The organism is Caballeronia sp. LZ001 (assembly GCF_031450875.1).
Classification (GTDB): Bacteria; Pseudomonadota; Gammaproteobacteria; order Burkholderiales; family Burkholderiaceae; genus Caballeronia.
Genome location: NZ_JARTVX010000004.1, coordinates 2290281 through 2315415, shown reverse-complemented (window position 1 = coordinate 2315415; position 25135 = coordinate 2290281). Strand labels below are relative to the sequence as shown.

At 62.9% G+C, this 25135-nt stretch carries 22 protein-coding genes; 7 read left to right on the top strand and 15 right to left on the bottom strand.

From position 1 onward, the window contains the following. Window positions 1–307: 307 nt before the first annotated feature. Window positions 308–1474, top strand: coding sequence for a lytic transglycosylase domain-containing protein (locus P9292_RS21740; RefSeq protein ID WP_309961177.1), 1167 nt, complete (start codon window positions 308–310; stop codon window positions 1472–1474). A gap of 65 nt (window positions 1475–1539) precedes the next feature. Here P9292_RS21740 and P9292_RS21735 read toward each other — a convergent pair whose 3' ends face one another. Genes P9292_RS21735 through ribBA form a run of 4 tightly spaced genes read right to left on the bottom strand, consistent with a single transcriptional unit; the run spans window position 1540 to window position 4858 of the window. Continuing rightward, window positions 1540–2733, bottom strand: coding sequence for a pyridoxal phosphate-dependent aminotransferase (locus P9292_RS21735; RefSeq protein ID WP_309961175.1), 1194 nt, complete (start codon window positions 2731–2733; stop codon window positions 1540–1542). After that, entirely contained in the window at window positions 2730–3158 is a 429-nt protein-coding gene (nusB, locus tag P9292_RS21730) for a transcription antitermination factor NusB (protein ID WP_244827419.1), read from the bottom strand. Before nusB ends, P9292_RS21735 begins: the two co-directional genes overlap by 4 nt. Then, complete coding sequence (gene ribH, locus P9292_RS21725) at window positions 3155–3658, bottom strand: 6,7-dimethyl-8-ribityllumazine synthase (protein WP_244827420.1); 504 nt, start codon at window positions 3656–3658, stop codon at window positions 3155–3157. Before ribH ends, nusB begins: the two co-directional genes overlap by 4 nt. A gap of 36 nt (window positions 3659–3694) precedes the next feature. Beyond that, window positions 3695–4858 (bottom strand): bifunctional 3,4-dihydroxy-2-butanone-4-phosphate synthase/GTP cyclohydrolase II, encoded by a 1164-nt coding sequence (gene ribBA / locus P9292_RS21720; protein WP_244827421.1) that lies wholly within the window; start codon window positions 4856–4858, stop codon window positions 3695–3697. A 220-nt stretch (window positions 4859–5078) separates the two neighbouring features. On the opposite strand from ribBA, the gene P9292_RS21715 reads away from it, so the two are divergent. Beyond that, window positions 5079–5426, top strand: coding sequence for a type II toxin-antitoxin system Phd/YefM family antitoxin (locus tag P9292_RS21715; RefSeq protein ID WP_250492031.1), 348 nt, complete (start codon window positions 5079–5081; stop codon window positions 5424–5426). Continuing rightward, window positions 5416–5820 (top strand): hypothetical protein, encoded by a 405-nt coding sequence (locus tag P9292_RS21710; RefSeq protein WP_250492032.1) that lies wholly within the window; start codon window positions 5416–5418, stop codon window positions 5818–5820. The genes P9292_RS21715 and P9292_RS21710 overlap by 11 nt, the downstream gene beginning before the upstream one ends. Before the next feature lie 35 nt (window positions 5821–5855). On the opposite strand, the gene P9292_RS21705 is transcribed toward P9292_RS21710, so the two are convergent. The 4 genes from P9292_RS21705 to P9292_RS21690 all read right to left on the bottom strand — a co-directional run bounded on the left by P9292_RS21705 (window position 5856) and on the right by P9292_RS21690 (window position 9548). Then, window positions 5856–6470 (bottom strand): riboflavin synthase, encoded by a 615-nt coding sequence (locus P9292_RS21705; protein WP_250463953.1) that lies wholly within the window; start codon window positions 6468–6470, stop codon window positions 5856–5858. A 49-nt stretch (window positions 6471–6519) separates the two neighbouring features. Next, on the bottom strand, window positions 6520–7641 hold the full coding sequence (gene ribD, locus P9292_RS21700) for a bifunctional diaminohydroxyphosphoribosylaminopyrimidine deaminase/5-amino-6-(5-phosphoribosylamino)uracil reductase RibD (protein WP_309961171.1): 1122 nt from the start codon (window positions 7639–7641) through the stop codon (window positions 6520–6522). A 21-nt stretch (window positions 7642–7662) separates the two neighbouring features. Then, window positions 7663–8946, bottom strand: coding sequence for a glutamate-1-semialdehyde 2,1-aminomutase (gene hemL, locus P9292_RS21695; RefSeq protein ID WP_250492033.1), 1284 nt, complete (start codon window positions 8944–8946; stop codon window positions 7663–7665). A gap of 119 nt (window positions 8947–9065) precedes the next feature. Continuing rightward, window positions 9066–9548 carry a hypothetical protein gene (locus P9292_RS21690; RefSeq protein ID WP_244827427.1) on the bottom strand — a complete coding sequence of 161 codons (483 nt, stop codon included), beginning with the start codon at window positions 9546–9548 and terminating at the stop codon, window positions 9066–9068. Window positions 9549–9677: 129 nt separating this feature from the next. Between P9292_RS21690 and P9292_RS21685 the strand changes: the two genes are divergently transcribed. Next, window positions 9678–10889 carry a Bcr/CflA family multidrug efflux MFS transporter gene (locus P9292_RS21685; RefSeq protein WP_250463959.1) on the top strand — a complete coding sequence of 404 codons (1212 nt, stop codon included), beginning with the start codon at window positions 9678–9680 and terminating at the stop codon, window positions 10887–10889. 77 nt (window positions 10890–10966) lie between these two features. Here the strand turns inward: P9292_RS21685 and P9292_RS21680 are convergent, their stop codons facing one another. The 5 genes from P9292_RS21680 to P9292_RS21660 all read right to left on the bottom strand — a co-directional run bounded on the left by P9292_RS21680 (window position 10967) and on the right by P9292_RS21660 (window position 17576). Next, window positions 10967–13078 carry a prolyl oligopeptidase family serine peptidase gene (locus P9292_RS21680; protein WP_309961168.1) on the bottom strand — a complete coding sequence of 704 codons (2112 nt, stop codon included), beginning with the start codon at window positions 13076–13078 and terminating at the stop codon, window positions 10967–10969. A gap of 139 nt (window positions 13079–13217) precedes the next feature. Further along, window positions 13218–14336 carry an ABC transporter ATP-binding protein gene (locus tag P9292_RS21675; RefSeq protein ID WP_244827430.1) on the bottom strand — a complete coding sequence of 373 codons (1119 nt, stop codon included), beginning with the start codon at window positions 14334–14336 and terminating at the stop codon, window positions 13218–13220. Window positions 14337–14386: 50 nt separating this feature from the next. Then, entirely contained in the window at window positions 14387–15244 is an 858-nt protein-coding gene (locus P9292_RS21670; protein WP_244827431.1) for a carbohydrate ABC transporter permease, read from the bottom strand. After that, entirely contained in the window at window positions 15234–16175 is a 942-nt protein-coding gene (locus P9292_RS21665) for a carbohydrate ABC transporter permease (RefSeq protein WP_370652092.1), read from the bottom strand. The genes P9292_RS21670 and P9292_RS21665 overlap by 11 nt, the downstream gene beginning before the upstream one ends. A gap of 147 nt (window positions 16176–16322) precedes the next feature. After that, window positions 16323–17576, bottom strand: coding sequence for an ABC transporter substrate-binding protein (locus tag P9292_RS21660; RefSeq protein ID WP_250463964.1), 1254 nt, complete (start codon window positions 17574–17576; stop codon window positions 16323–16325). Window positions 17577–18054: 478 nt separating this feature from the next. On the opposite strand from P9292_RS21660, the gene zwf reads away from it, so the two are divergent. The 3 genes from zwf to P9292_RS21645 all read left to right on the top strand — a co-directional run bounded on the left by zwf (window position 18055) and on the right by P9292_RS21645 (window position 22223). Continuing rightward, window positions 18055–19515 carry a glucose-6-phosphate dehydrogenase gene (gene zwf, locus P9292_RS21655; RefSeq protein WP_250508763.1) on the top strand — a complete coding sequence of 487 codons (1461 nt, stop codon included), beginning with the start codon at window positions 18055–18057 and terminating at the stop codon, window positions 19513–19515. Window positions 19516–19627: 112 nt separating this feature from the next. Beyond that, entirely contained in the window at window positions 19628–20320 is a 693-nt protein-coding gene (gene pgl, locus P9292_RS21650; protein ID WP_250508764.1) for a 6-phosphogluconolactonase, read from the top strand. Further along, the gene (locus tag P9292_RS21645) at window positions 20301–22223 is read left to right on the top strand and encodes a bifunctional transcriptional regulator/glucokinase (RefSeq protein ID WP_309961165.1); all 1923 of its coding nucleotides are present in this window, start codon (window positions 20301–20303) and stop codon (window positions 22221–22223) included. The genes pgl and P9292_RS21645 overlap by 20 nt, the downstream gene beginning before the upstream one ends. Before the next feature lie 305 nt (window positions 22224–22528). Here the strand turns inward: P9292_RS21645 and P9292_RS21640 are convergent, their stop codons facing one another. Both P9292_RS21640 and P9292_RS21635 read right to left on the bottom strand, forming a co-directional pair. Continuing rightward, complete coding sequence (locus P9292_RS21640) at window positions 22529–23647, bottom strand: porin (protein ID WP_409015183.1); 1119 nt, start codon at window positions 23645–23647, stop codon at window positions 22529–22531. Between the two features lie 288 nt (window positions 23648–23935). After that, the gene (locus P9292_RS21635) at window positions 23936–25105 is read right to left on the bottom strand and encodes a porin (protein ID WP_244827992.1); all 1170 of its coding nucleotides are present in this window, start codon (window positions 25103–25105) and stop codon (window positions 23936–23938) included. Between the last annotated feature and the right edge of the window lie 30 nt (window positions 25106–25135).

Genomic DNA, 25135 nt, shown 5'->3' with positions numbered 1-25135 from the left:
GCCTCAGGTCTTTCAGACGCACATGCGTCGCCTGCGCCGAACATGCCCGGCGATTCATGGCTGTTGGTTGTCACGGCCGGCGTTACCAGCGCCGGTTTTTCGCGTGGAAAGCCTCTGCGCATTCATGGCATGCAGTTCGTGCCGCGCACTCCGGTCAACTTTTTAACCGGCGGCTTTCCAGACGGCTCCATGCCGTTTCCCCGATGCCGTTTGTGCTTGCCGAGAGCGAGCGGTGTCTGATTTACGCATTGAATTCGCGTTTTATTCGTATTCATCTGCGTTAAATCAAGCAACATTGGGAGCATAGATGAACGCTTCGGTTTTCTGGGGTTCCGACACCCGCGCAGCGCAGATCGTGCGCATTGCGCTGCGTCGCGGACGCCGTTTGAGTCAGCATCTCTTCAGCCTCGTCGGCGGCGCCGCCGTCATCACGGCTTTCGCACTTTGGCTCCTGCCTTCCTGGCGTACGACCTTCGCCGCACGAATCATGCCGTTCGTTTCGGCGGCCGTGCAGGCCGGTCCGGCTCGCTTGCTCGCGGGGCAGCCGCTGCCGCCGTTCGCGGCGGTGCATCGGCCGCCGGTCGAGTCGAATCTGGCTGTCAATCTCGTGTCGAAAGCACGGGCCGCGGATGCGCGCGAAGTGCCCGCAACCGCCGCTCCGTCGCTCGGCGCCGCGACCTACGACGACGCCAGCGCCCGCCAGCTTACGGGCGGCATCAGCCTCGCCGTATCGCCTAACGGGCTCGATCCGCGCACCATGCCCTCCGTCGGCATGCTCGCGAGTCTGATTCCCGCCCAACGCGTCGTCGCCGATGCCCGCGACGACCGCGTCCTCATCTCGACGCGTGAGCAGCAACTCGTCGCCAGCTTCATCGCGCGGCGATATCGCGTGGCGCAGGACCCGGTCAGCGAGCTCGTGCGCGCGGCCTTCGATACCGGCCGCGAAGTAGGCCTCGATCCGTTGCTGTTGCTTTCGGTAATGGCGATCGAGTCCGGCTTCAATCCGTATGCCGAAAGCGGCGTGGGTGCGCAGGGTCTGATGCAGGTGATGTCGAAGGTTCATTCCGACAAATTCCAGTACTTCGGCGGTTCGCACGCGGCGCTCGATCCGCTCGCGAATATCAAGGTCGGGGCGCTGGTGCTGAAGGACTGTATCGCGCGTGGTGGTTCGGTCGCGGGCGGTCTGCGTTATTACGTGGGTTCGTCGACGCAGGACGATGGCGGGTACGGCGCGAAGGTGCTGGCCGAGCGTTCGCGTCTGCGCGATGTCGCGCGTGGCCGCAATGTGCCGATCAACTCGCCCCAAGCGCCCGTGCAGGCGGCGCCGAAGCAGGTTCTCGCTTCTACGTCGGCCGCCACGGCGGATGGCAGCAAGCGCGTGCATGCGGCCATCGACAATCAGAAGAAAGCGGAATCGCAGGACGAAACCGATAGTGAAGCGAAGCATGTTGCTTCGGCCGAGTTCGGCGCCTGAGTTTTTTTCGTCGAGTCGTAAAAAAGGCACCCTCGGGTGCCCTTTTGCTTTTCTTCGCTGCAAATTTATCGGCTGAAAAGCGAGCCCAGGCGATGAACCGCTTCCTCCAGCTTTGCGTGCGCCGTCGCGTATGAAACCCGGATATAGCGCTCGGGCGCATGAAAGCCGAAATCGGCGCCTGGTACGAGCACGACGCCTGCATCGTGAAGCATCGATTGCGTGAGCGCGCCGCTGTGGCCGGCTGCGGGGTGCGCGACGCTCATCGTGTCCGCATAGACGTAGAAGGCGCCGTCGGGCGTGACCGGCACGCCAAAGCCCAGCGAACGCAACGCCGGCACGATGTAATCGCGCCGGCGCTTGAATTCGAGGCGGCGCGCTTCGTAGATCGCGATTGTCTCCGGCTCGAAGCAGGCGAGCGCCGCGTGCTGCGCCAGCGCCGATGCGCAGATGAAAAGGTTCTGCGAGAGCTTCTCGACTGCCGGAACCATTGCGTGCGGCACGACCAGCCAGCCGAGCCGCCAGCCGGTCATGCTGAAATATTTCGAAAAGCTGTTTACGGTAACGACATCGTCGCCGAAGGAGAGCGCCGAGATGGGCTTCGCGTCGTAGCTCAAGCCCTGATAGATCTCGTCGACGATCGTGAAGCCGCCGCGCGCACGCACCGCATTCGCGATGCGCTTCAGTTCATCCGGCGCGATGGACGTGCCCGTCGGGTTCGACGGCGACGCCAGCAATACGCCGCGCGTTTGCGGCCGCCAGTATTCCTCGACGTGAGCCGCCGTCAACTGAAAGCGCTCGGCCGGGCCGCTTGGGATCAGCACGGGCTTGCCGTCCGCCGCCGACACGAAATGCCGGTTGCACGGATAGCACGGGTCGGGCATCAGCACTTCGTCGCCGTGATCGACGAGCGTCATGCACGCGAGCAACAGCGCCGCCGATGCACCCGCCGTCACCACGATGCGCTGCGGGTCGACCGTGAGGCCGAACGCATCGCGATAGTGCTGAGAGATCGCCTCGCGCAACGCGGTCACGCCGAGCGCATTCGTGTATTGCGTGACGCCGCGCTGCAAGGCATCTGCGGCGGCGCGCGTGACCGGTTCGGGCGCCGTAAAATCCGGCTCGCCGATACCCATATGGATGATGTCGCGCCCCGCGCGTTCCAGCGCGTGCGCGTCCTTCATCAACTCCATCACGTAGAACGGCTCGATCGCGTCGACCCGTGACGCAAGCCGCACCAGCGGCTCGGTGGCGGTGTTCATCTGCGCGCCTGCGCCTCGGTCGGACGCAAGGCGACCGCGAGCTTGTCGAGCACGCCGTTCACGTACTTGTAGCCATCCGAACCGCCGAACGTCTTGGTCAGCTCGACCGCCTCGTTAATCACCACGCGATACGGAATGTCCAGGTGATGCTTGAATTCGAACGCGGCGACCAGCAGAACCGCGCGCTCCACCGGCGACAGTTGCTCGATAGGCCGGTCGAGACACGGCTGCAACTGCTCGGAGAGCACGTCGGCTTCCTTGATCACGCCGTGCAGAATGGCATCCAGATGCTCATGGTCGGCCTTGTCGAAGCCCTGCGCATTGCGCAACTGCGCGTCGATCTCGCCGCCGGGCGCACCCGACAGCAGCCATTGATAAAGCCCTTGCGTCGCGAGTTCACGCGAGCGGCGTCGAGCGCTCTTCATGCGCGGTCCTCGTCTTCGTCTTCTTCGTCGTCGCCGCCGAGCTGTTCCAGCGCGACGGAAAGATTCGCCATTTCAACTGCCACGCGTGCCGCATCGCGGCCTTTTTCCGTCATGCGCGCGACGGCTTGTTCGTCGTTTTCGGTCGTCAGCACGGCGTTCGCCACCGGCACGCCGAAGTCGAGCGCAATGCGCGAAATGCCCGAGCCGCTTTCGTTCGAAACCAGTTCGAAGTGATACGTCTCGCCGCGCACCACGGCGCCGAGCGCGATCAGCGCGTCGAACTGGCCGGATTCCGCGAGTTTTTGCAGCGCCAGCGGAATTTCGAGCGCGCCCGGCACGGTGACGAGCAGCACGTCTTCGCCGATCACGCCGAGGCGTTCCAGCTCTTCGATGCACGCATCGGCAAGGCCATTGCACACGGGTTCGTTGAAGCGCGACTGCACGATGCCGATGCGCAGACCGTCACCGTCGAGATTCGGCTGGTATTGTCCGATTTCCATGAATGAGTTCCGTTGGTTTGGAATGAGTTGATGCGTTCAGGCAGAGCGCAGATGCGAGACCGGCGTGTCCGCGGGCGCAGCGGTCGCGGGGCAGCCGGGCATGGCGATGAAGCCGGTCACTTCGAGCCCGTAGCCCGACATGCTGCCGAGCTTGCGCGGATTCGCGAGCACCTGCATCTTGCCGACGCCCAGGTCGCGCAAGATCTGCGCGCCGATGCCATAAGTCTTGAAGTCGATGGGACGGCGCTTCAGTTCGAGCGCCTTGTCCTTCTCGTCGAACGCGCGGAACACGTCCACGAGTTGTTCCTTGGTGTCGCCGCAATTGAGCATGACGATGGCGCCGAGATCGCGCGCGGCGATTTCCTTCATGGCCGCGTCGATGGTCCATGAATGCGTGGAGGAATCGATCTCGAGCAAGTCGAGCACCGAAAGCGGCTCGTGCACGCGCACCGGCGTTTCGCGGTCGGGCGAGGGCGTGCCGCGCACGAGCGCGATATGCGGCGAACGCGTCGGCTCGTCGCGATAGAGCACCGCGCGAAACGAACCGTGAGCGGTCTGCATGATGCGCTCGCCGACCTTTTCGATGATCGATTCCGTCCGGCTGCGATAGTGGATCAGGTCGGCGATGGTGCCGATCTTGAGCCCGTGCTGATCCGCGAATTCCATGAGGTCGGGCAGGCGCGCCATCTCGCCGTCGTCCTTGATGATTTCGCAGATGACGGATGCGGGCGTGAGGCCCGCGAGCGCGGTGAGATCGCAGCCGGCTTCCGTGTGGCCGGCACGCACGAGCACGCCGCCTGGCTGCGCCATGATTGGGAACACGTGGCCCGGCTGCACGATGTGCTCGGCGCGCGCGTCGTGCGCGACCGCCGCCGCGACCGTGCGCGCGCGGTCGGAAGCCGAAATGCCGGTGGTCACGCCTTCGGCCGCCTCGATGCTGACCGTGAACGCGGTGCCGTACTGCGTGCCGTTGCGGTGGGTCATGAGCGGCAGATTCAGTTGCTTGCAGCGCTCTTGCGTGAGCGTGAGGCAGATCAAGCCGCGACCGTGCTTCGCCATGAAATTGATCGCTTCCGGCGTGACGAAATCGGCTGCGACGAGGAGGTCGCCTTCGTTTTCGCGGTCTTCCTCGTCGACGAGGATCACCATCCGCCCGGCTTTCAGTTCAGCGATGATCTCTGGAGTGGTGGCGATCGGCATGATGGCGTCCCGAAGGGGTCCGGATTGGGAAAGGGCGTATTTTACGCCACCGATGATGGACAGTCGGTGAAATCGCGGCGTCGCCTGCACAGGCGATTTTTCCTATTCCTTCTGGACGACTGGCGCGGCCTCATGCGGCCTGAGATGATACGAATTCGTTATCCTTTGCGAGTGTGAATTCTGTACCATGTTGAGTACGTTAAATAGCACGGAGCCTAAAATGGCTTTTACCCCCAAAGACGTCATCTCCCTTTCGCAGGCGCGTGCGAATTTGTCGGAGCTCATCGACGAAGTGCAGAAGGGCACGGACAAGATCATCACGAAGAACGGCGAAGCTAGCGTCGCGTTGATCAGCACGGAGAAGCTGGAGCACTACTATCGCGCGGAGCGGGCGCGGATTCATTTGCTGTTGCTGGAAGACGCCAAGGAAGCGATCGCGGCGTGGAAGGCAGGGGAGCCGACGGAGGATGCGGGCGAGTATTTCGCACGCACTCGGGCGCGCTTGCGCGCGGAGCGCGAGGAACGCGAAAGAAAAGCGCAGCAAGGGAGCAATGCCGATGCCGAATGATGGACGCAGGCGTGCGACGGTCCGCATCTCGAGCAAATTCAAGACTCGAATCGCGGATATCGAACGCTACTGGATTCGTTTAGACCTGCCGGAGAGCTTCGAGCGAATGTTCGAAGCGCTGGAGACAAAGGCAAAGCCTCTGCTCGAGCGCTTTCCGGCAATTGGCCGAGTCTTCCTCAACACCGATCCCGATACCTATCAGGCAATACTGGCCTGCGAAGAGCTTATCGAAGAAACCGAGGAAGCCAAGAAGCGCGCCGAACTACGCGAACACGTGTTCGAAGACTACGTGCTTCTGTACCTTCTGATTGGCGACACGGTGCTGCTCACGTCCATTCGCCACACCAAGGAAGTCTCCTTCGACTTCGATCACATCTGGGGCCCCGAGCGCTGAGCCGCGCCGCGCCAAAGCGCCAAGACCGGAAAGCATCACGACGCGTTCATCATCCGCTCGACATAGCGCGCGATCAGGTCGATCTCCAGATTGACCTTCGCGCCCGGCTTGAGCGCCTTGAGCGTCGTGACTTCGACGGTATGCGGAATGAGGTTGATGGAGAATTCGCAGCCATCGGCGCGGTCGCTGACCGAGTTGACCGTGAGGCTCACGCCATTTACCGTCACCGAACCCTTGTAGGCCAGGTACTTGCCGATCTCCTTCGGCGCGACGACGCGCAATTCGTGCGATTCGCCCACGCGTTCGAAGCGCGACACTTCGCCAAGGCCATCCACATGGCCCGAAACCAAGTGACCGCCCAGCCGGTCATGCGCGCGCAACGCCTTTTCCAGATTGACTTCGTCGCCCGCGTGGCCGAGTCCGACCGTCTTGTTGAGGCTTTCGCGCGAGACATCGACATCGAAGGCATTCGCGGTCTTTTCAATGACCGTCATGCACGCGCCCTGAATGGCGATGCTGTCGCCCAGTTCGACATCCGCGAGATCGAGACCGCCTGCCGTGACCGTCAGGCGCACGCCCGCTTCCGGCTCCGCGCCAAGCGGCGTGACTTGGTCGATACGGCCTACCGCGCTGACAATTCCTGTGAACATCGACTGCTTCCTTTAACTTGACGAGCTGACTTGGCCGGACCCACGCGGATCAGCAGGCGTCGGTGGTGACATTTGCCTCGGCGAAACGCGCAAGAACGCGCAAGTCGTCGCCGAGCCGGTCTATACGATGAAACTTGAGATGCGCGCGCGCATCCAGCGTGGCGGGCGGCGCGAAGTCGAACATGCCGGGCGCGCTGCCGAGAAGGCTTGGCGCGAGATACACCAGCAGTTCATCGACACAGCCTTCGCGCAATAGCGAGCCATTGAGCTTGTGCCCGGCTTCGACGTGCAATTCGTTGATGCCGCGATCCGCGAGCGCGATGAGCACGGCAGGCAGATCGACCTTGCCCTGTTCGTTGGGCAGTTCGATCAGCTCCGCGCCCTTCGCACGCAACGCCGCGACGCGCGCGGGATCGGCGTTGGCCGAATGGAAGATCCACGCTGGCGGGCCTTCCAGCATGCGGGCATCGAGCGGCACGTCCAGGCGGCTGTCGATCAGAACGCGCTGCGGCTGGCGCGGCGTTTCGACCGCGCGCACGGTCAGTTGCGGGTTGTCCTCGCGCACCGTGCCTATGCCCGTGAGGATGGCGCAGGCGCGTGCGCGCCATGCGTGGCCGTCGGCACGCGCGTCCTCACCCGTGATCCACTGGCTTTCGCCCGAGGGCAAACCCGTGCGGCCATCGAGCGTCGCGGCCACTTTCATGCGCACCCACGGCCGCCGCCGCGTCATGCGCGACACGAAGCCGATGTTCATCTCGTGCGCCTCGTGCGCGAGCAGACCGCAGCGCACGTCGATGCCCGCATCGCGCAACATCACGAGACCGCGCCCGGAGACGGTCGGGTTCGGATCTTCCATCGCGGCGATCACTTTTTCCACGCGCGCGTCGATGAGCGCCTGCGCGCACGGCGGCGTGCGCCCGAAATGGCTGCACGGTTCGAGCGTGACGTAAGCGGTTGCGCCACGCGGGTCCTTGCCGCGCGATCGCGCGTCCTTGAGCGCGCGGACTTCGGCGTGATCCAGACCGGCCGGCTGCGTGAAGCCCGTGCCGATTACTTCGCCGTTCTTGACCAGCACGCAGCCGACGCGCGGATTGGGCGTCGTCGTGTACATGCCGCGCGAGGCGAGCGCGAGCGCGCGCTCCATGTGCGTGAAGTCGGTTTGCGAAAACATCGCGGTCGCCGCGCCCGAGGTTCAAGCCGCGAGCGACGCGAATGCGCCGCGCGCCGCTTCGAGGGTTGCGTCGATCACGGCGTCGTCGTGCGCGCTGGAGACGAAACCGGCTTCGAATGCCGATGGCGCGAAGTACACGCCGGCATCGAGCATGGCGTGAAAGAACGCGTTGAAGCGCCGCGTGTCGCCCTGCGTGACTTCGGCAAAGCTCACCGGCACCTGCTCGGCGAAGTAAAGGCCGAACATGCCGCCGATGGAGTCGGCCGAGAAGGGCACCTTGGCATCGCGCGCGGCGGCGCTCAGGCCATCGACGAGCTTGCGCGTCTGCTTCGCGAGGTCGTCGTAGAAGCCGGGGCGCTGGATCAGCTGCAAGGTCTTGAGCCCGGCCGCGACCGCGATGGGATTGCCGGACAGCGTGCCTGCCTGATACACACCGCCGAGCGGCGCGAGATGCGCCATGATGTCCCGGCGCCCGCCGAAGGCCGCGGCCGGCATGCCGCCGCCGATCACCTTGCCGAGGCAGGTCAGGTCGGGCTTGATGCCATAGACCTGCTGCGCGCCGCCGAGCGCGACGCGAAAGCCGCACATCACTTCGTCGAAAATCAGGACCGAGCCGTACTCGTCGCAACGCGCGCGCAGTGCGTTCAGGAACTCGGGCGTTGCGCGCACGAGATTCATGTTGCCCGCGACCGGCTCCACGATCACCGAGGCGATCTCCGCGCCGAACGCCGCGAAGGCTTCGTTCAGTTGCTCGACGTTGTTGTACTCGAGCACGGTGGTGTGCTTCGCGATATCCGCGGGCACGCCCGCCGAAGTCGGATTGCCGAACGTGAGCAGGCCCGAACCCGCCTTCACGAGCAAACTGTCCGCGTGACCGTGATAGCAACCCTCGAACTTGACGATGCGGCTGCGGTCCGTGAAGCCGCGCGCGAGACGCAGCGCGCTCATGGTCGCTTCGGTGCCGCTCGACACCATGCGCACCTGTTCGATCGACGGCACGAGCTTGCAGATTTCCTCGGCGATCTCGATTTCCGCCTCGGTCGGCGCGCCGAAGGAGAAGCCGTGGGCGAGCACGCGCTGCACGGCGTCGAGCACTTCGGGATGCACGTGGCCGAGAATCATCGGGCCCCACGAGCCGATGTAGTCGATATAGCGCTTGCCCTCGGCGTCCCAGAAGTACGGGCCTTCCGCGCGCTCGATGAAGCGCGGCGTGCCGCCGACCGAGCGGAACGCGCGCACCGGCGAATTTACGCCGCCGGGAATGGTTTGCTGAGCGCGTTCGAAGAGGGCTTGATTCTTGGACATGGATGAGGCCTGCACGGTTGTGGATGCGAAATACGCAAGGGACTCGACGCTCCGTTCAAAGTAGCAAAAGCGCGGCGCGCGGTTGATGCCGACGCGCGGTCCGGTGCGAAAAACATGCTTCAAATTGTACCGGAGTCGTCATATTCGAGCGGGTTCGGCCGCCCGCGTCGCCCGGTGCGCGCAGTCCACAGCTTTTCGAGCGCGCCTTCCGCCATCGGCTTGATGATCGTGCCGGAACTCTGCGCGTCCCACGTCTGCACGGAAAGCGGATGCGCGCGCAGTTCGTCGCGCGTGACGACGACTTGCTCGTTCGCATCGACGAGCCAGTCGTACACGAAATCGATGCACAGCCGGTATCCGCGCTTCGAGTGCGCATCCGGCACTTCGTAGGGCGCGCGCGTCACGTAGCCCGATGCGAACACGCCCTTCGGCTGCTGCGTCACGCGATGCACGAACACGCGGTCACCCGGCAAGAGGCCGCGCGCGGTGCCGCAGCCCCAGACGTCGGCGACGGCTTCGCCTGCGGCCACGCGTCGCGCACAGTCGGGCAGTTCGGGCCACGGCCATTTCTTCGGGCTCCAGATCAGGAGAAACGCGGTCATGGGTCTGACGAGAATAAGTGGATGGCTCAAAGCCGGAGCTTAGCGGATCGACGCGTACAATGGCCTCGCCCGGCGCCGATGTAGCACGCGCGCGGCATCCGCTCTGCACCTTCGTCTTTTCCGAGTCCAATGCCTGACACCACTGCCCGCCGGCCCGATGGCCGGCTGATTCTGTTGCTCGGCGCGCTCGCCGCCTGCGGTCCCTTGTCGATCGACATGTATCTGCCGAGTCTGCCGTCGCTCGCCGCCGCGTTCGGCACGACGCCTGCCGCCGCGCAAAGCACGCTCACGAGTTTCATGTTCGGCTTCTCGTTCGGCATGTTGCTCTATGGCCCGCTTTCCGACGCCTATGGCCGCCGGCCGGTGTTGCTCGGCGGCATTGCGCTGTACGCGCTTGCGAGCGTCGCGTGCGCGGTGGCGTGGTCCATCGACGCCCTCGTTTTCGTGCGCTTCCTGCAGGCGCTCGGTGCGGGCGCGGCTTCCGTGCTCGCGCGCGCCATCGCCCGCGATGCCCACGCGCCCGCCGATGCCGCCCGCGTGCTGTCGATGCTGTCCATCGTTACGTCCATTGGTCCGCTGCTCGCGCCGTTGATCGGCGGGCAATTGCTGCTGTTGGGCGGTTGGCGCGTGGTCTTTGCCGCGCTCACGCTCTTCGGCGTGGCGTGCTCCATCACCGCTTTTCTGCGCGTACCCGAAACCTGGCCGAAGGAAAAGCGCGCGGGCTCCGCGCTCGGCGCTTCGTTCGCGGCTTACGGGCACTTGTTGCGCGACCCCGTCACCTGGGGCCACATGATGTGCGGCGGCATGGCGTTCGCGTCGATGTTCGCGTACATCACGGCGACGCCCTTCGTCTACATCGATTATTTCCATGTGAAGCCGCAGTATTACGGGCTGCTGTTCGGGCTGAATATCGTCGGCATCATTGGCGGGAACGTGTTGAATACGAAGCTCGTCGGCCGCCTCGGCGCGATGAAGATGATCTCCGGCGCGGCCTTCGTCAGCGTGATCGCGGCGCTCGCCGTCGCGCTCGTTTCGCTGACGGGTTGGGGCGGGCTGTGGTCGATCGTCGTGTGTCTGTTCTTCGTGGTCGGCGTGGTTGGCCTGCTCGCGGCGAACTGCACGACGGAACTGATGCACCGCTATCCGCGCAACGCGGGCGCGGCCGCCGCTGTCTTCGGTGCGATGCAGCTTGCGCTCGGCGCGCTATCGAGTCTTGCGGTCGGGTTGTTCCACGATGTATCGCCGCATGGCATGGGCATCGTAATCGGGGTTTGCGGCGTGCTGACTTTTCTCGGGCGTACGTTGGTGCTTCGTTCGCATGCCGCGCCGGTCAAGGTTTGAGGCGCATTGCGCGATTAAAAAACCTCGCCGCCTGGCGAGGTTTTCGGACTTCGTTCTCGCGTCAACGGTTCGACCTGTCACCCGAGCGGCCCAAGCTTCATCGCCAGGAACGTAAATGCCGCCGCTTCCGCCTGCGCCACGGCTTCCGGCTCCACGCCCGCGCCGTGTCCGCCTTCGCCGGTTTCCTGATACCAGACGTTTTCGTGCCCTTGCGCCTGCATCTTCGCGGCCATCTTGCGCGCGTGACCGGGATGCACGCGGTCGTCCGCCGTCGATGACGTGAACAACGACGCCGGATAATCGACATCCGCCTTCACGTTTTGATACGGCGAATACGCCAGCAGATGACGCAGGTCGTCGGCATCGTCGGGGTCGCCGTATTCGTCGATCCACGATGCGCCTTGCAGCAGCAAATGAAAACGCGCCATGTCGAGCAGCGGCACTTCCGACAGCACCGCGCCGAAAAGCTCGGGCCGCTGCACCATGCACGCGCCGGTGAGCAAACCGCCGTTACTGCCGCCGCGAATGCCGAGCTGCCTGGCCGTGGTCACGCCGCTCGCGACCAGCGCTTTAGCCACCGCGATGAAGTCGTCGAACGAGACTTGCCGCTTTTCGCGCAGCGCCGCCTGATGCCATTGCGGCCCGAATTCGCCGCCGCCGCGAATGTTCGCGATGGCCAACAGCCCGCCGCGCGCGAGCCACGCAATGCCAGTGGTCGAATCGTAATGCGGATCGAGCGCGACTTCGAAGCCGCCATAGCCGTAGAGCAGGCAAGGCCGCGCATCGGTCGACACATCCGCGCCACGGCCGATCAGCCAGTACGGAATGCGCTCGCCATCTTTCGCGATCGCGTGATGACGCACCGCCGACATGCCGCTCGCGTCGAACTGCGCGGGCAAACGTGCGAGCAGTTGCCAGGGCGCATCGCTCGCAAGATCCGCGAAGTAGAGCGACGGCGGCATCAGAAAATGCTCGACGTGAATGAGCACCGTGTCGTCGCGTTCGCTGTCGATGGAATCGACGTAAGACTGGCTCGCTTCGGGCAGCGCGAAATCGCGCGCGTTCCACGCCGTCTTGTAATCGGCGGGCGGCGCGAGGAGCGTGACGCGCGGCGTGCCGTCGTCCATTTGGCTTGCGATCAGCCAATGCTTCGTGAAGTCGATGCCCGCGAGCACGCGCCTGTCCGACGGCTTGAACAGCACCGTGAAATCGCGCGCGCCTTCGAGAAACGCGTCACGGCGGATGACGAGCAAGGTCCCGCCTTCGTGACGCACGCCGCCCGTCTTCCACGCTTCGCGCGGCGTGACGAACAGCCAGCCGTTCCAGTGCTCGACTTCGACGTGCGTCGGCAGATCGTATTGACGCCACGCGTTGGCGGTTTCATCGAGCCAGAAGTGCAGTGTGTCGTAGAACGTCACCGCGCGCGAGGCGAGATGCAGCTTTTCGAGCGGATCGTAATCCGCGCCCGCCGAGACATCGCGACGCTGGCCCTCGAACACCACGGGTGCATCCGCGAGCGGCGTGCCGCGCTTCCAGCGACGCGCCTGGCGCGGAAAACCCGATGTCGTCAACGCGGGTTTCTTGTTGTGCTTGCTGTCGTCCCAGCCGACGTAGCAGGTATCGTGATCGATCCACGAAATGTCGTGCTTGCCGACATCCGGCAGCACGAAGCCATTTTCGATAAAGCTGCGTGCTTCGATATCGAACTCGCGGACCATGCACGCGTCCGAGCCGCCGGGCGACAAGCTGACGAGCGCGCGATTGTAAGTCGGGTAGAGCATGTCGAAGTCGGCGAGCGCCCAGCGCGTGTCGTCGGTTTCGTCGGTATTGAGATCGAGCGCATCGACGTCGAGGATGATCTGCCACTCGGGCGTGCCCGCGAGCCACGCGCTCCACGGCGTGCGCCGCACGATGCCAAGCGGATGCGCTTCGTCCTGCCACGTGTTGTAGCCCCACTCGCCATAGCGCGAGCATGTGACGATGCGGTCCTTCGAGGTGTACGACTTTTCGAGCTGCGAGGCGAGGGCGCGCGCCTCGGGCGTGTTGCCGAATGCGGCTTCGGTGCGGCGGTTCTGGGCATCGACCCAGATTTGCACCTTGGGATCGTCGAGCGATTCGAGACCGATGAACGGATCGGATTGCTGACCCGAAGGCCAGGCGAGAGCGGGTTGCGACGAAAGCAGACTCATGTACGGTGCAGAGAGGTTTTCATATGCCGATTGTGCCTGCTTCTGGCATCGCCCATGGAAATCGGGCTGAAAAATCAGCAAAAACAAAAAAGCCGCGCATGTCGCGCGGCTCTCCACGAACGAAGACGAAGCCTGAAACTCAGGCCAGCCGGTCTTCCGTCTGCGGGTCGAACAACACAGCCTTCGACACATCGAACAGCAAAGTCATGTTCGAAGCCGGTTGCGGGTTCGACGCCGGGTGCACGCGCGCCACGATACGCTTGCCGTTCACTTGCGCGAAGAGCAGCGTGTCCGGACCGGTCGGCTCGATCACGTCCACCAGCACGTCGATGGGCTGCATGCGCGCGTCGTCCGCGTTGTGGGCGTTACGCGCGTCGGTGATACGCTCCGGGCGCAGCCCAAGAATCACGTCCTGGCCGACCTTGCCGCGCAAACGGCTCGCTTCGAACGGCAGGTTCAGCACCTTCTTCGTCACGCCCGTGTCGATCTGCAGGCCGACGCCCGAACCCGCTTCCACCAGTTTGCCGGTGATGAAGTTCATCGGAGGAGCGCCGATAAAGCCCGCGACGAACAGGTTCGAGGGCGAGTCGTAGATTTCCTGCGGCGCGCCGAACTGCTGCACGATGCCGTCCTTCATCACCGCGATACGGTCGCCAAGCGTCATCGCTTCGATCTGATCGTGCGTGACGTAGACGATGGTCGTGCCCAGACGCTGATGCAGCAGCTTGATTTCCGAGCGCATCTCGATACGCAGCTTCGCGTCGAGGTTGGACAGCGGCTCGTCGAACAGGAACATGACGGGATCGCGTGCGAGCGCACGGCCCATTGCCACGCGCTGACGCTGACCGCCCGACAACTGACCGGGCTTGCGGTCGAGCAGATGACCGATCTGCAGCGTCTCCGACACGCGGTCGACGATCTTCTTCTGCTCGTCCTTCGGCACCTTGCGGATATTGAGGCCGAACGAGATGTTCTCGCGCACGCTCATGGAAGGGTAGAGCGCGTAGGACTGGAACACCATCGCGATGTCGCGGTCCTTCGGCGAGAGATTGTTGACCGTCTTGCCGTCGATCATGATGTCGCCGCGCGTCACGGTTTCGAGACCCGCGATCATGTTGAGCAAGGTCGATTTGCCGCAACCCGAGCCGCCGACGAGAATCAGGAACTGTCCGTCCTCGATGTCGATGTTGACGCCCTTGAGAACCGGCACCCCGTTCGGGTAGGTCTTATACACGTCACGGATGGAAAGGCTTGCCATGTGAATCCTCTATGTTTGTCTTGGCCGGAAAGGGACCGCGAAAATGGCGATCAACCCTTCACCGCGCCGGCTGTCAGGCCGCGCACGAAATAGCGTCCCGCGATCATGTAGACGAGAATCGTCGGCAAGGCCGCGATGATCGCGCCCGCCATGTCGACGTTGTATTCCTTCACGCCCGTGGATGTGTTCACGAGGTTGTTGAGCGCCACCGTGATCGGCATCGAATCGACGCCCGAAAACACGATGCCGAACAGGAAGTCGTTCCAGATCTGCGTGAATTGCCAGATCAGGCACACCATGAAAATGGGCAACGACACCGGCAGCAGGATCTTCGTGAAGATGGTGAAGAAACCCGCGCCGTCGATGCGCGCCGCCTTCACCAGTTCAGCCGGAATGCTGACGTAGAAGTTGCGGAAGAACATGGTCGTGAACGCAATGCCGTAGATCACGTGCACGAGCACGAGGCCCGAGGTCGTGTTCGAGAGGCCGAGCATGCCTTGCAGCCGCGCCATCGGCAGAAGAATGGCCTGGAACGGGATGAAGCAGCCCACGAGCAGCATGGTGAAGAACGCATCCGCGCCACGGAAACGCCAGTGCGTGAGCACGTAGCCGTTGAACGCGCCGATGATCGACGAGAGCAGCACGGCCGGAATCACCATGCGCACCGAGTTCATGAAGAACGGCTGCATGCCGTCACAACGCACGCCGGTACAAGCTTCCTGCCACGCCTTGACCCACGGCGCGAAGGTGAAGTGCGTGGGCGGCGTGAGCAGATTGCCGGTACGAAGCTGATCGAGGTCCTTGAAGGACGTCGAGAGCATGACGTAGATCGGGAACAGGAAGTAAAGCGCAAACAGAATCAGCACCGCATAAATGACGGTGCGGCTGATCGTCATCTTAGGCTGCATTGCGGGTGCTCCTCGATTCCAGATACATGAGCGGCACGAGCACGGCGACGACGGTGGCGAGCATCATCATCGACGAAGCGGCGCCTACGCCGAGTTGGCCGCGATTGAACGAGAACGTGTACATGAAGATGGCGGGCAGCGACGACGACGTGCCAGGACCACCCGCCGTCAACGCGACGACCAGGTCGAACGTCTTGATGGTGATGTGGCAGAGAATCAGCAGCACGGAGAAGAACACCGGGCGCATGCTCGGAATCACGATCTTGCGGTAGATGGTCGGCAAGCCCGCGCCGTCCATCTGCGCAGCCTTGAAGATTTCGCTGTCCACGCCGCGCAGGCCGGCGAGGAAAAGCGCCATCACGAAGCCGCTCGACTGCCACACCGCCGCGATCACGACGCAAAAGATCGCCTTGTCCGGATTGCCGAGCCAGTCGAACGAAAAGCTCGTCCAGCCCCAGTCGTGCAGCACTTTCTCGATGCCGAGGCTCGGGTTGAGAATCCACTGCCACGCCGTGCCCGTCACGATGAACGAGAGCGCCATCGGATAGAGAAAGATCGCGCGCAGCGCGCCTTCGTTGCGGATTCTCTGGTCGAGCAGGATGGCCAGAAAGAGACCGAGTCCGACGCAGATTGCGATGAACGGAATGCCGAACCAGCCGAGATTGGCGGCGGACGTCCACCAGACGTCGTTGTCGAAGAGTTGCCGGTATCGGTCGAGGCCGGAGAACTCGTAGCGCGGCATGAGCCGCGAATTCGTGAGCGACAGATAGCCCGTGATGAGGATGAACCCGTACACGAAGATCAGCGCGATCAAGATGCTGGGAGCAAGCACCAGCTTCGGAATCCATCGATCGGCAAGCGCCGCCGTCGCGGACGCGCGGCGAGGCTGATGCGGACGTTTTTCCGCGGTACCGCTTAGGGAGGCAGTCACAACTCGACTCCTGGTAATGCGCCGGCGTTTGGATACGCTTGTTTGTGCGCGTGAGCCAATGGCTTTGCTTCGTATGGCGTTTGAGCGCGTTCGAATGCTTGAAGCGGCCCGCGCGCAGGTGCGCCACGGGCCGCCGTTACGGCTTGCTTACTTCGTCTTCGCTGCGTTCGAAAGCGCTTGCACCGCGCTCTTCGAGTCTTGCGACGAGTTCATGAACTTCGTGACGACGTCGGTGATGGCGCCGGCGGTGGCATCGCCCTGAGCCATGCCGTGAGCCAGCGACGGCACGTAGCCGCCACCCTTGATCGCCGCTTGTTCATCCGAGTACGACTTCTTCGCGCAGTCGTCGAATTTGTCCATGTTCACGCCGAGACGAACCGGAATGGAACCCTTGTTCAGGCTGAACTGTTCCTGGAACTCCGGCGTCATGATGGTCTTCGCGAGCGCGAGCTGGCCCGGCGTCGCGGTCTTCTGGCCCTTCTGCTGGAAGAACACGAACGAGTCGACGTTGAAGGTGTAGGCCTTCTCCGTGCCCGGCACCGCGGCGCAGATGTAGTCCGTACCCGACTTCTTGTTGGCGCCGGCGAATTCGCCCTTCGCCCAGTCGCCCATGAACTGCATGCCCGCCTTGCCGTTGATGACCATGGCCGTGGCGAGGTTCCAGTCGCGGCCGGTGCGGCCGTTATCGAAGTAACCCTGAATCTTGCGCACGGTGTCGAACACCTGAACCATCTTGTCCGAGGTCAGCGTCTTCTGATCCAGATCGACGATGGCCTTCTTGTAGAAGTCCGAGCCTTGCGACAGCACGACGTCTTCCCACAAGGTCAGGTCTTGCCACGGCTGACCGCCCATGGCGATCGGCATGATGCCCGCGGCCTTCATCTTGTCGGCGACCTGGAAGAACTCGGCCCAGGTGGTCGGCACCTTGCCGCCCGCCTTGTCCAGCGCAGCCTTGTTGATGTAGAGCCAGTTCACGCGATGCACCGAGAAGGGCGCGGCGACATAGTGGCCGTCTGCGTGGATGATCTTGTCGATTTCAGGCGGCAGGTTCTTCTTCCAGTCGCCGGCAATGGAATCGATCGGCACGAGCACGCCTTGCTCCGACCATTCCTGGATCAACGGACCCTTGATCTGTGCCGCCGACGGCGCGTTGCCCGAGATCACCTGAGTCTTGAGCGCGGTCATCGCGGCAGCGCCCGCGCCACCTGCGACGGCGAAGTCCTTCCAGGTGTAACCCTGCTTCGTCATGTCGTCCTTGAGCACGCCGACTGCCTTGGATTCGCCGCCCGACGTCCACCAGTGCAGCACGGAAACCGCTTCGGCAGCTTGAACCGCCGACGCCGTCGCGCCGCACAGAAGACCTGCGGCGCACAGCGCGCCCATGAGCTTACGGACTTTCATTGTTTATCTCCTCCAGACACCTAACAAGAAACGATTGGCTCCTGATGTCGCCAGGAAGCGCGGTTGGAAAAACGGGCAAAACGTGGATGACCGGGGAATCGGCGGTGTCGCAGAAGAACGCGCGTGCAGCGGTGAACGAGGACGCGCGAAAGCCGGCGGTACCGATTGACGGCCGCACGGCTCTCAAGAGACGAGTGGGTTGAATCGCAACGACAGTCTCCTCTTTTGATTTTTGCTGACAGACAAAACGCGCTCGGGCCATTGAAAGCAGCGATGCGCGGAGTCCGTTAACATGCGCTCAGAGACGCCCTAGGGAAAACACTCATCTTCTGATTGACAAGCCATTTTTTCCCGGATGACATTTCCTCTTGATTTGAATTGTAGTTAAACTACAATTCAGTGTCAAAAAAAATTTTATCGGACTACGGGCGCCTTCGTGCGCTTCCTCACCGACGTCAGTGAACCGGCCTGGAGACTCATGCAAAGCGACTCGAATTTCACTTTCGTTCTCTTCGGCGGGACCGGCGACTTGTCGATGCGCAAGATTCTCCCCGCGCTCTTCGAGGCGCATCGCGCGAACATGCTTGCGCCCGCCGGCAGAATCGTCGCGGTGGCGCGCGGCGCGCAGGAACCGGGCGAATATCTCGCCTGGGTCGAAGAGCACGTGAAGCCGCATGTCTCGAAGAACGGTCTGGACGAAGCCGCGTGGCGCAGTTTTCTCGAGCGCATTCAATACGTGCAGCTTGACCTCGGGCGCGCGGAAGACTTCGTCGTATTGCGCGATGTCATGGCCCAGTACGAAGGCACGCGCGTGTTTTATCTGGCCACCGGACCGTCGCTGTTCGTGCCGATCTGCCGCGCGCTCGCGGACGTCGGCCTGAACCAGAACGCGCGCATCGTGCTCGAAAAGCCGCTTGGCTACGACCTCGAGTCGTCGAACGCAATCAACGACGCCGTCGGCGAAATCTTCCAGGAAGAGCAGATCTACCGGATCGACCATTACCTCGGCAAGGAACCGGTGCAGAATCTGCTCGCGCTGCGCTTCGGCAATGCGCTCTTCGAGCCGCTGTGGCGGCGCGAATGGGTCGAAAGCATTCAGATCACCATTGCGGAAGAACTGGGCGTGGAGGCGCGCGGCGACTTCTACGACAACACCGGCGCGCTGCGCGACATGGTGCAGAACCACTTGCTGCAACTGCTTTCCATCGTGACGATGGAACCGCCGCACTCGATGGATTCCGACTCCGTGCGCGACGAAAAGCTGCGTGTGCTGCGCGCACTCAAGCCCGTGGATGAACGCGACATCAGCCGCGTCGCGGTGCGCGGTCAGTATCACGCGGGCGTGATACGCGGTGCTGCCGTGCCGGCGTATGCAACGGAAAAGGGTGTGCGTCCGGACAGCACGACGGAGACCTTCGTCGCGCTGAAAGTTGAAATTGAGAACTGGCGCTGGGCAGGCGTGCCGTTCTTCCTGCGCACGGGCAAGCGGCTCGCGGACCGCGTCGCGGAGATCGTCGTCAACTTTCGCGCGGTGCCGCATTCGGCGCTCGGCGCGAACGCCTTGCGCGCGGGCGCGAACCGTCTCGTCATCCGCTTGCAGCCGAACGAAACCATCAGACTATATTGCCTTGCCAAGCAGCCCGGCGAAGGCATGAATCTCGCGAGCGTTCACCTCGACCTCGCGTTCGATCAGTTCTTCAAGGAAGGGCAGATGGAGGCGTATCAGCGTCTTTTGCTCGATGTGATCCACGGTCGCCTCGCGCTCTTCGTGCGGCGCGACGAGCAGGAAGCGGCGTGGCGCTGGGTCGAACCGATCCTGAACGCGTGGGCCCAGCCGATGAGCAAGCCAAAGCCTTACGCGGCTGGCACGTGGGGACCGGCGGCATCGAGCGCGATGCTGGCGCAACATGGCACGTGCTGGCTCGAAGAAGAGAATTGATGGCGTCGCGCGGTCGCCTGGCGGCAGCGCGAAACAACATAAGCAAGCTATAAGCAACCGCTCGGGGCATCGAAAAAGAGCGGGTCGACAAACCAGACAAGCAGGAGGAGCAGTGATCGAGCTTCGCACTTTCGACGATCCGCGCGCCCATTCGGACGCGCTGGCGAACGCCGTCAGCGACGCGCTGAAGGCAACGCTCGCGGCAACCGCGGCCACGCAAACCCCTCACGCAACGCTCGCCGTTTCCGGCGGTTCGAGCCCGCGCCCGTTTCTCGCGGCGCTTTCGCACGAGCCGCTCGACTGGGCGCATATCGACGTGACGCTCGTCGACGACCGCTGGGTGCCCGACACAGATCCCGACAGCAATTCGCGCTTCGCGCACGAAACGGTGCTGCAGAACGCGGCCGCGGCGGCGCATTTTCTGCCGCTCGTGGATGTCTCGAAGCCGCTCGAAGCGCATGTCGCCGAACTCAACGCCGACCCGCGCCGCCATCTGCCCGATGTCGTCGTGCTCGGCATGGGCGAGGACGGCCACACGGCATCCATCTTCGCCGACGCGCCCGAATGGGACTTCGCCATTTCGACGCAGGACCGCTTCGTCGCGGTGCATCCGGGCAAGGCGCCGCACGCGCGCGTGAGCCTGTCGATGTCCGCGCTCAAGCAGGTGAAGCAGTTGTATCTCTTCATCTCCGGCCAGAAAAAACTCGACGTCTTGAACGCGGCGCTTGCCGCGCCGCAAAAGAACGCCATCTCGACCCTGGCCAACGCAGAAGGAGTGAAGCTCGATGTCTACTGGTGTGCATAGCAAGGCCGCGCCCGCCGCGAACCAGCACGCCGACGGACCGAGATTGCTCGCCGACATCGGTGGCACCAACGCGCGCTTCGCGCTGGAGACGGGCCCCGGCGAGATCGGGCAGATTCGCGTGTATCCGGGCGCGGATTACCCGGGCATCGCGGAAGTGATGCAGCAGTATCTGAAGGACACGAAGGTCGCACGCGTGAATCACGCGGCGATTGCGATCGCCAATCCGGTCGACGGCGATCACGTGAAGATGACCAATCACGACTGGAGCTTTTCGATCGAAGCGACGCGCCGCGCGCTCGGTTTCGATACCTTGCTCGTCGTGAACGACTTCACCGCGCTGGCCATGGCGCTGCCCGGTCTCACCGATGCGCAGCGCGAACAGGTCGGCGGCGGTTCGCGCCGGCAAAACAGCGTGATCGGTCTGCTCGGGCCGGGCACGGGCTTGGGCGTGTCGGGCCTCATTCCCGCCGATGACCGCTGGATCGCGCTCGGCAGCGAAGGCGGTCACGCCACGTTTTCTCCGTTCGACGAGAACGAAGACCTCGTCATGCGCTATGCGCGCCGCAAGTTTGCGCATGTCTCGTTCGAGCGCGTGTCGGCGGGGCCGGGGCTGGAGCTGATTTACCGCGCGTTCGCGGAGCGCGATGAGATAGATGTCGCCGAGGATTTCACGAGCGCCGAAGTCACGAATCGCGCGCATGCCGGCGAAGCGCTCGCGCTCGAAGCGGTCAACTGCTTCTGCAGCATTCTCGGCACGTTCTCGGGCAATATCGCGGTGACGTTGGGCGCGCTCGGCGGCATCTATATTGGCGGCGGCGTGGTGCTCAAACTCGGCGAACTCTTTCACAAGTCGCCGTTTCGCGCGCGCTTCGAGTCGAAAGGACGTTTCTCGCAGTATCTGTCGAGCATTCCGACTTACATCATCACGGCGGAATATCCGGCGTTTCTCGGCGTCTCGGCTATTTTGTCCGAGCAGTTGTCGAACCGTGCGAATAGCGGTTCGTCGGCGGTGTTCGAGCGCATCCGCCAGATGCGTGACGCGCTCACGCCGGCCGAGCGGCGCGTGGCGGATCTCGCGCTGAACCATCCGCGTTCGATCATCAGCGATCCGATCATCGATATCGCGCGCAAGGCGGACGTGAGCCAGCCCACGGTGATTCGTTTTTGCCGCTCGCTCGGCTGCCAGGGGCTGTCGGATTTCAAGCTCAAGCTTGCGACCGGGCTGACTGGCACCATTCCGATGAGCCACAGCCAGGTGCATCTCGGCGACACCGCCACCGATTTCGGCGCGAAGGTGCTCGACAACACCGTGTCGGCCATTTTGCAGCTGCGCGAGCATCTGAACTTCGAGAACGTGGAGCGCGCAATCGAGATTCTGAACGGCGCGCGGCGTATCGAGTTCTACGGGCTCGGCAATTCGAATATCGTCGCGCAGGACGCGCACTACAAGTTTTTCCGTTTCGGCATCCCGACTATCGCTTATGGCGATCTGTACATGCAGGCGGCGTCGGCTGCATTGCTCGGCAAGGGCGATGTGATCGTGGCCGTGTCGAAATCGGGCCGCGCGCCCGAACTGCTGCGCGTGCTGGAAGTGGCGATGCAGCAAGGCGCGACGGTCATTGCGATCACGTCGAGCAACACGCCGCTCGCCAAGCGCGCGACGGTGGCGCTGGAGACGGATCACATCGAAATACGCGAGTCGCAACTCTCGATGATCTCGCGCATTCTGCACCTCGTGATCATCGATATTCTCGCTGTCGGCGTGGCTATTCGCCGTGCCGCGCCGCAACCGGGCGCGACGCTGAGCGAGACGGTGACGAAGGCGCGTGAATCGAGTGATGACGATGCGGCGGCCGTGCTGGATTGGTTGAGCCACGGGGCATCGGGCGCGGCGCGGGAGTAGGGTGCGTCTTGTTCGATTGAAAAAAGGCGCCGAAGAATGAACTGCACCCCAAAAGTTGGACATCGATCCAGCCTTTGGGGTGTTTTTCATGGAGGCGCTTTTTCGTATGCGGCTTTGTCGGCTTGACGCTGCGAACTCCGTTTTCAAAAGCGTCGCGAGACTAGCCGAAGCGCTCGGAGCCGTACGGCGCTCTTTATGAGAGTGCGCGCGGAGTCGCGTTCGTCACATACAAGACGAAGCAAGGCTAGCTCGCCTCTCCAGGACGATGCGATGCTTTTTTACGGCACCGCATCTCAGCTTTTCACTCAAAACGAGTGCTGAATCCCCGCATACACGCCAGTTTGACTGCGCCCGGGCAGCGGGTTGTCCGTTCCAGGCGACGACCCGAAGTCGTTGGCATTCAAGCCGTAGTTCGCTGTCTTACTGTTGCGCACGGTGGCCACTTGCAGATCGAGCAACGTGCGTTTGGACAAGCTATACGAGCCGCCCAGCGAATACATGGTCGCATTGCCCGCACCGTTGTTGCCGTTCACGTGATACACCGCCGCGATCAACGCCGCGGCTGGCGTGGCTTGCCACGTCACACCGCCCCATTCGTGATCGAGCGTGGTCGGCTGACCGGGCAACTGGCCCGTCATGCCCGACGAACGGATTGCCTGATACGCGCCCTGAATCTTGAACTGGCCGAGGAACACGTTGACCATCGCCGTGTACTCGCGCGAGTAGGAGTAGACGCCGTTGCTGTCCGCGTAACTTCCGCCAAGCGTGCCGTTAGCCGGATTGCGGATTTCATCGTACAGACCGCGAATCTGGAAGAGCGGGGCCGTATAGGTGATCGCGGCACCGGCCTCACGTCCCTGCTTCGTCGAACCGTTGCCGTTCCAGCTAGTGGCGTTCGACAGCGCGTACTGGCCGTAAAAGTCGAACCCCGCGATCTTCGGCGACTGATACGAAACGTTGTTGCTCGATTGCGGCCAGTTGCGACTGCGCACCAACGATGCCGACGACCAGTTCGACTGTCCGAACGGATCGAAGTCCCACACGCTGTTCGAGATGAACAGTTCGCGGCCGAGCAGGAAGGTGCCGTATCGATCGTTCTCGACGCCGATCGTCGCCCAGCGATTGAAGATGCCGGCGGTCGAACCCGACCCGTTCATGGTGTTGAAGCTGCCTTCCAGATGGAACACGGCGCGATTGCCGCCGCCGAGATCCTCTGCGCCCTTCATGCCCCACAGGCTCGTGCCCCAGTCGCCGCTTTCGGCCCTGAAGCGATTGGCCGATCCCGTTCCGGCGGCGTTTTGCACGCCGTTCATATATTCGAGGCCCGCGTCCAGACGGCCAAACAGCGTGACACTGCTCTGCGCGAAACTCGCGGCGCTAAACGACAACAAGGCGGCAGCCGCGATCAAAGACTTCTTTATCATCCCCCAACACTCCTTTTTGAATTCAAACTACAGAACCGAGCAACCGATCCTCACCTGTTGCATGAAGATCAATCGTCAGATGTTTGAATTTTGAAGGAGAACTACTTTTTTCGAATCCAGCTTTTTGTCGTTTTGTTTGTCAATCTGATACTTAATGTCGCGAAGGCGAGCGCATTCATCGCCCCAATAAAAAACGGTGCGATACCCTTTCGGGCACCGCACCGATACGCGCCTCTCGCAGCAGCGTGAAAACTCGATGAAGCTTTTTTCTTTGTTCAGCCTCGTTGCTTAGAACGAGTGCTGGATGCCTGCATACACGCCAGTCTGGCTGTGTCCCGGCAGCGGATTGTCCGTTGCCGTTCCCGTGCCGTAGTTGTTGGCATTCAGACCGTAGTTCGCGGCCTTGCTGTTTTGCGCCGTTGCCACCTGGATGTCCAGCAAGGTGCGCTTGGACAGGTTGTACGAGCCGCCGATCGTGTAGATGTTCGCGTTGCCGGCGCCGTTGTTGCCGTTCACGTGATACACCGCCGCGATAAGGGCTGCGGCCGGCGTGGCTTGCCACGTCACGCCACCCCATTCGTGGTCGAGCGTGGTCGGCTGGCCGGGCAACTGTCCCGTCATGCCGGACGAGCGGATAGCCTGGTAAGCGCCCTGGATCTTGAACTGACCGAGGAACACGTTGAACATCGCCGTGTACTCGCGCGAGTAAGCGTAGACGCCGTTGCCGTTGCTCTGATCCGCGTTTGCCGCGCCGCCGTTGACCGCGTTGTACGCGCCGCCCAGCAGACCGTTGCCCGGGTTGCGGATTTCATCGTACATACCGCGAATCTGGAACAGAGGCGTCGTGTAGGTGATGTAAGCACCACCTTCGCGGCCTTGCGGCGTCGTGCCGTTACCGTTGAAGTTCGTCGCGTTCGACAGCGCGTACTGACCGTAGAAGTCAAAGCCCGCGAACTTCGGCGACTGGTACGAAATGTTGTTGCTCGATTGCGGCCAGTTACGACCACGCACCAGCGATGCCGACGACCAGTTCGACTGGCCGAACGGATCGAAGTCCCACACGCCGTTCGCGATGAACAGTTCGCGGCCCAGCAAGAGCGTACCGAACTGGTTGTTGGCGACGCCGACGGTTGCCCAGCGATTGAAGATGCCGTTGTTGCCCGGGCCCTGACCCGTCATGGTGTTGAAGCTGCCTTCCAACTGGAACACGGCGCGATAGCCGCCACCCAGATCTTCGACGCCCTTCATACCCCACAAGCTCGTGCCCCAGTCGCCGCTTTCCGCGCGGAAACGGTGGGTGGAACCGGTGGCCTGGCCTCCGGGACCTGTGCCTGTCGGCACGCCGTTCATATATTCAAGCCCTGCGTCCAGGCGACCATACAGCGTCACGCTGCTTTGAGCCTGAGCCACCGCGCTGAACGTCAGCAGTGCTGCTGCCGCGAGCAAAGCTTTCTTCATCATCTCCTCCAACCCTGTCAATAAATGGAA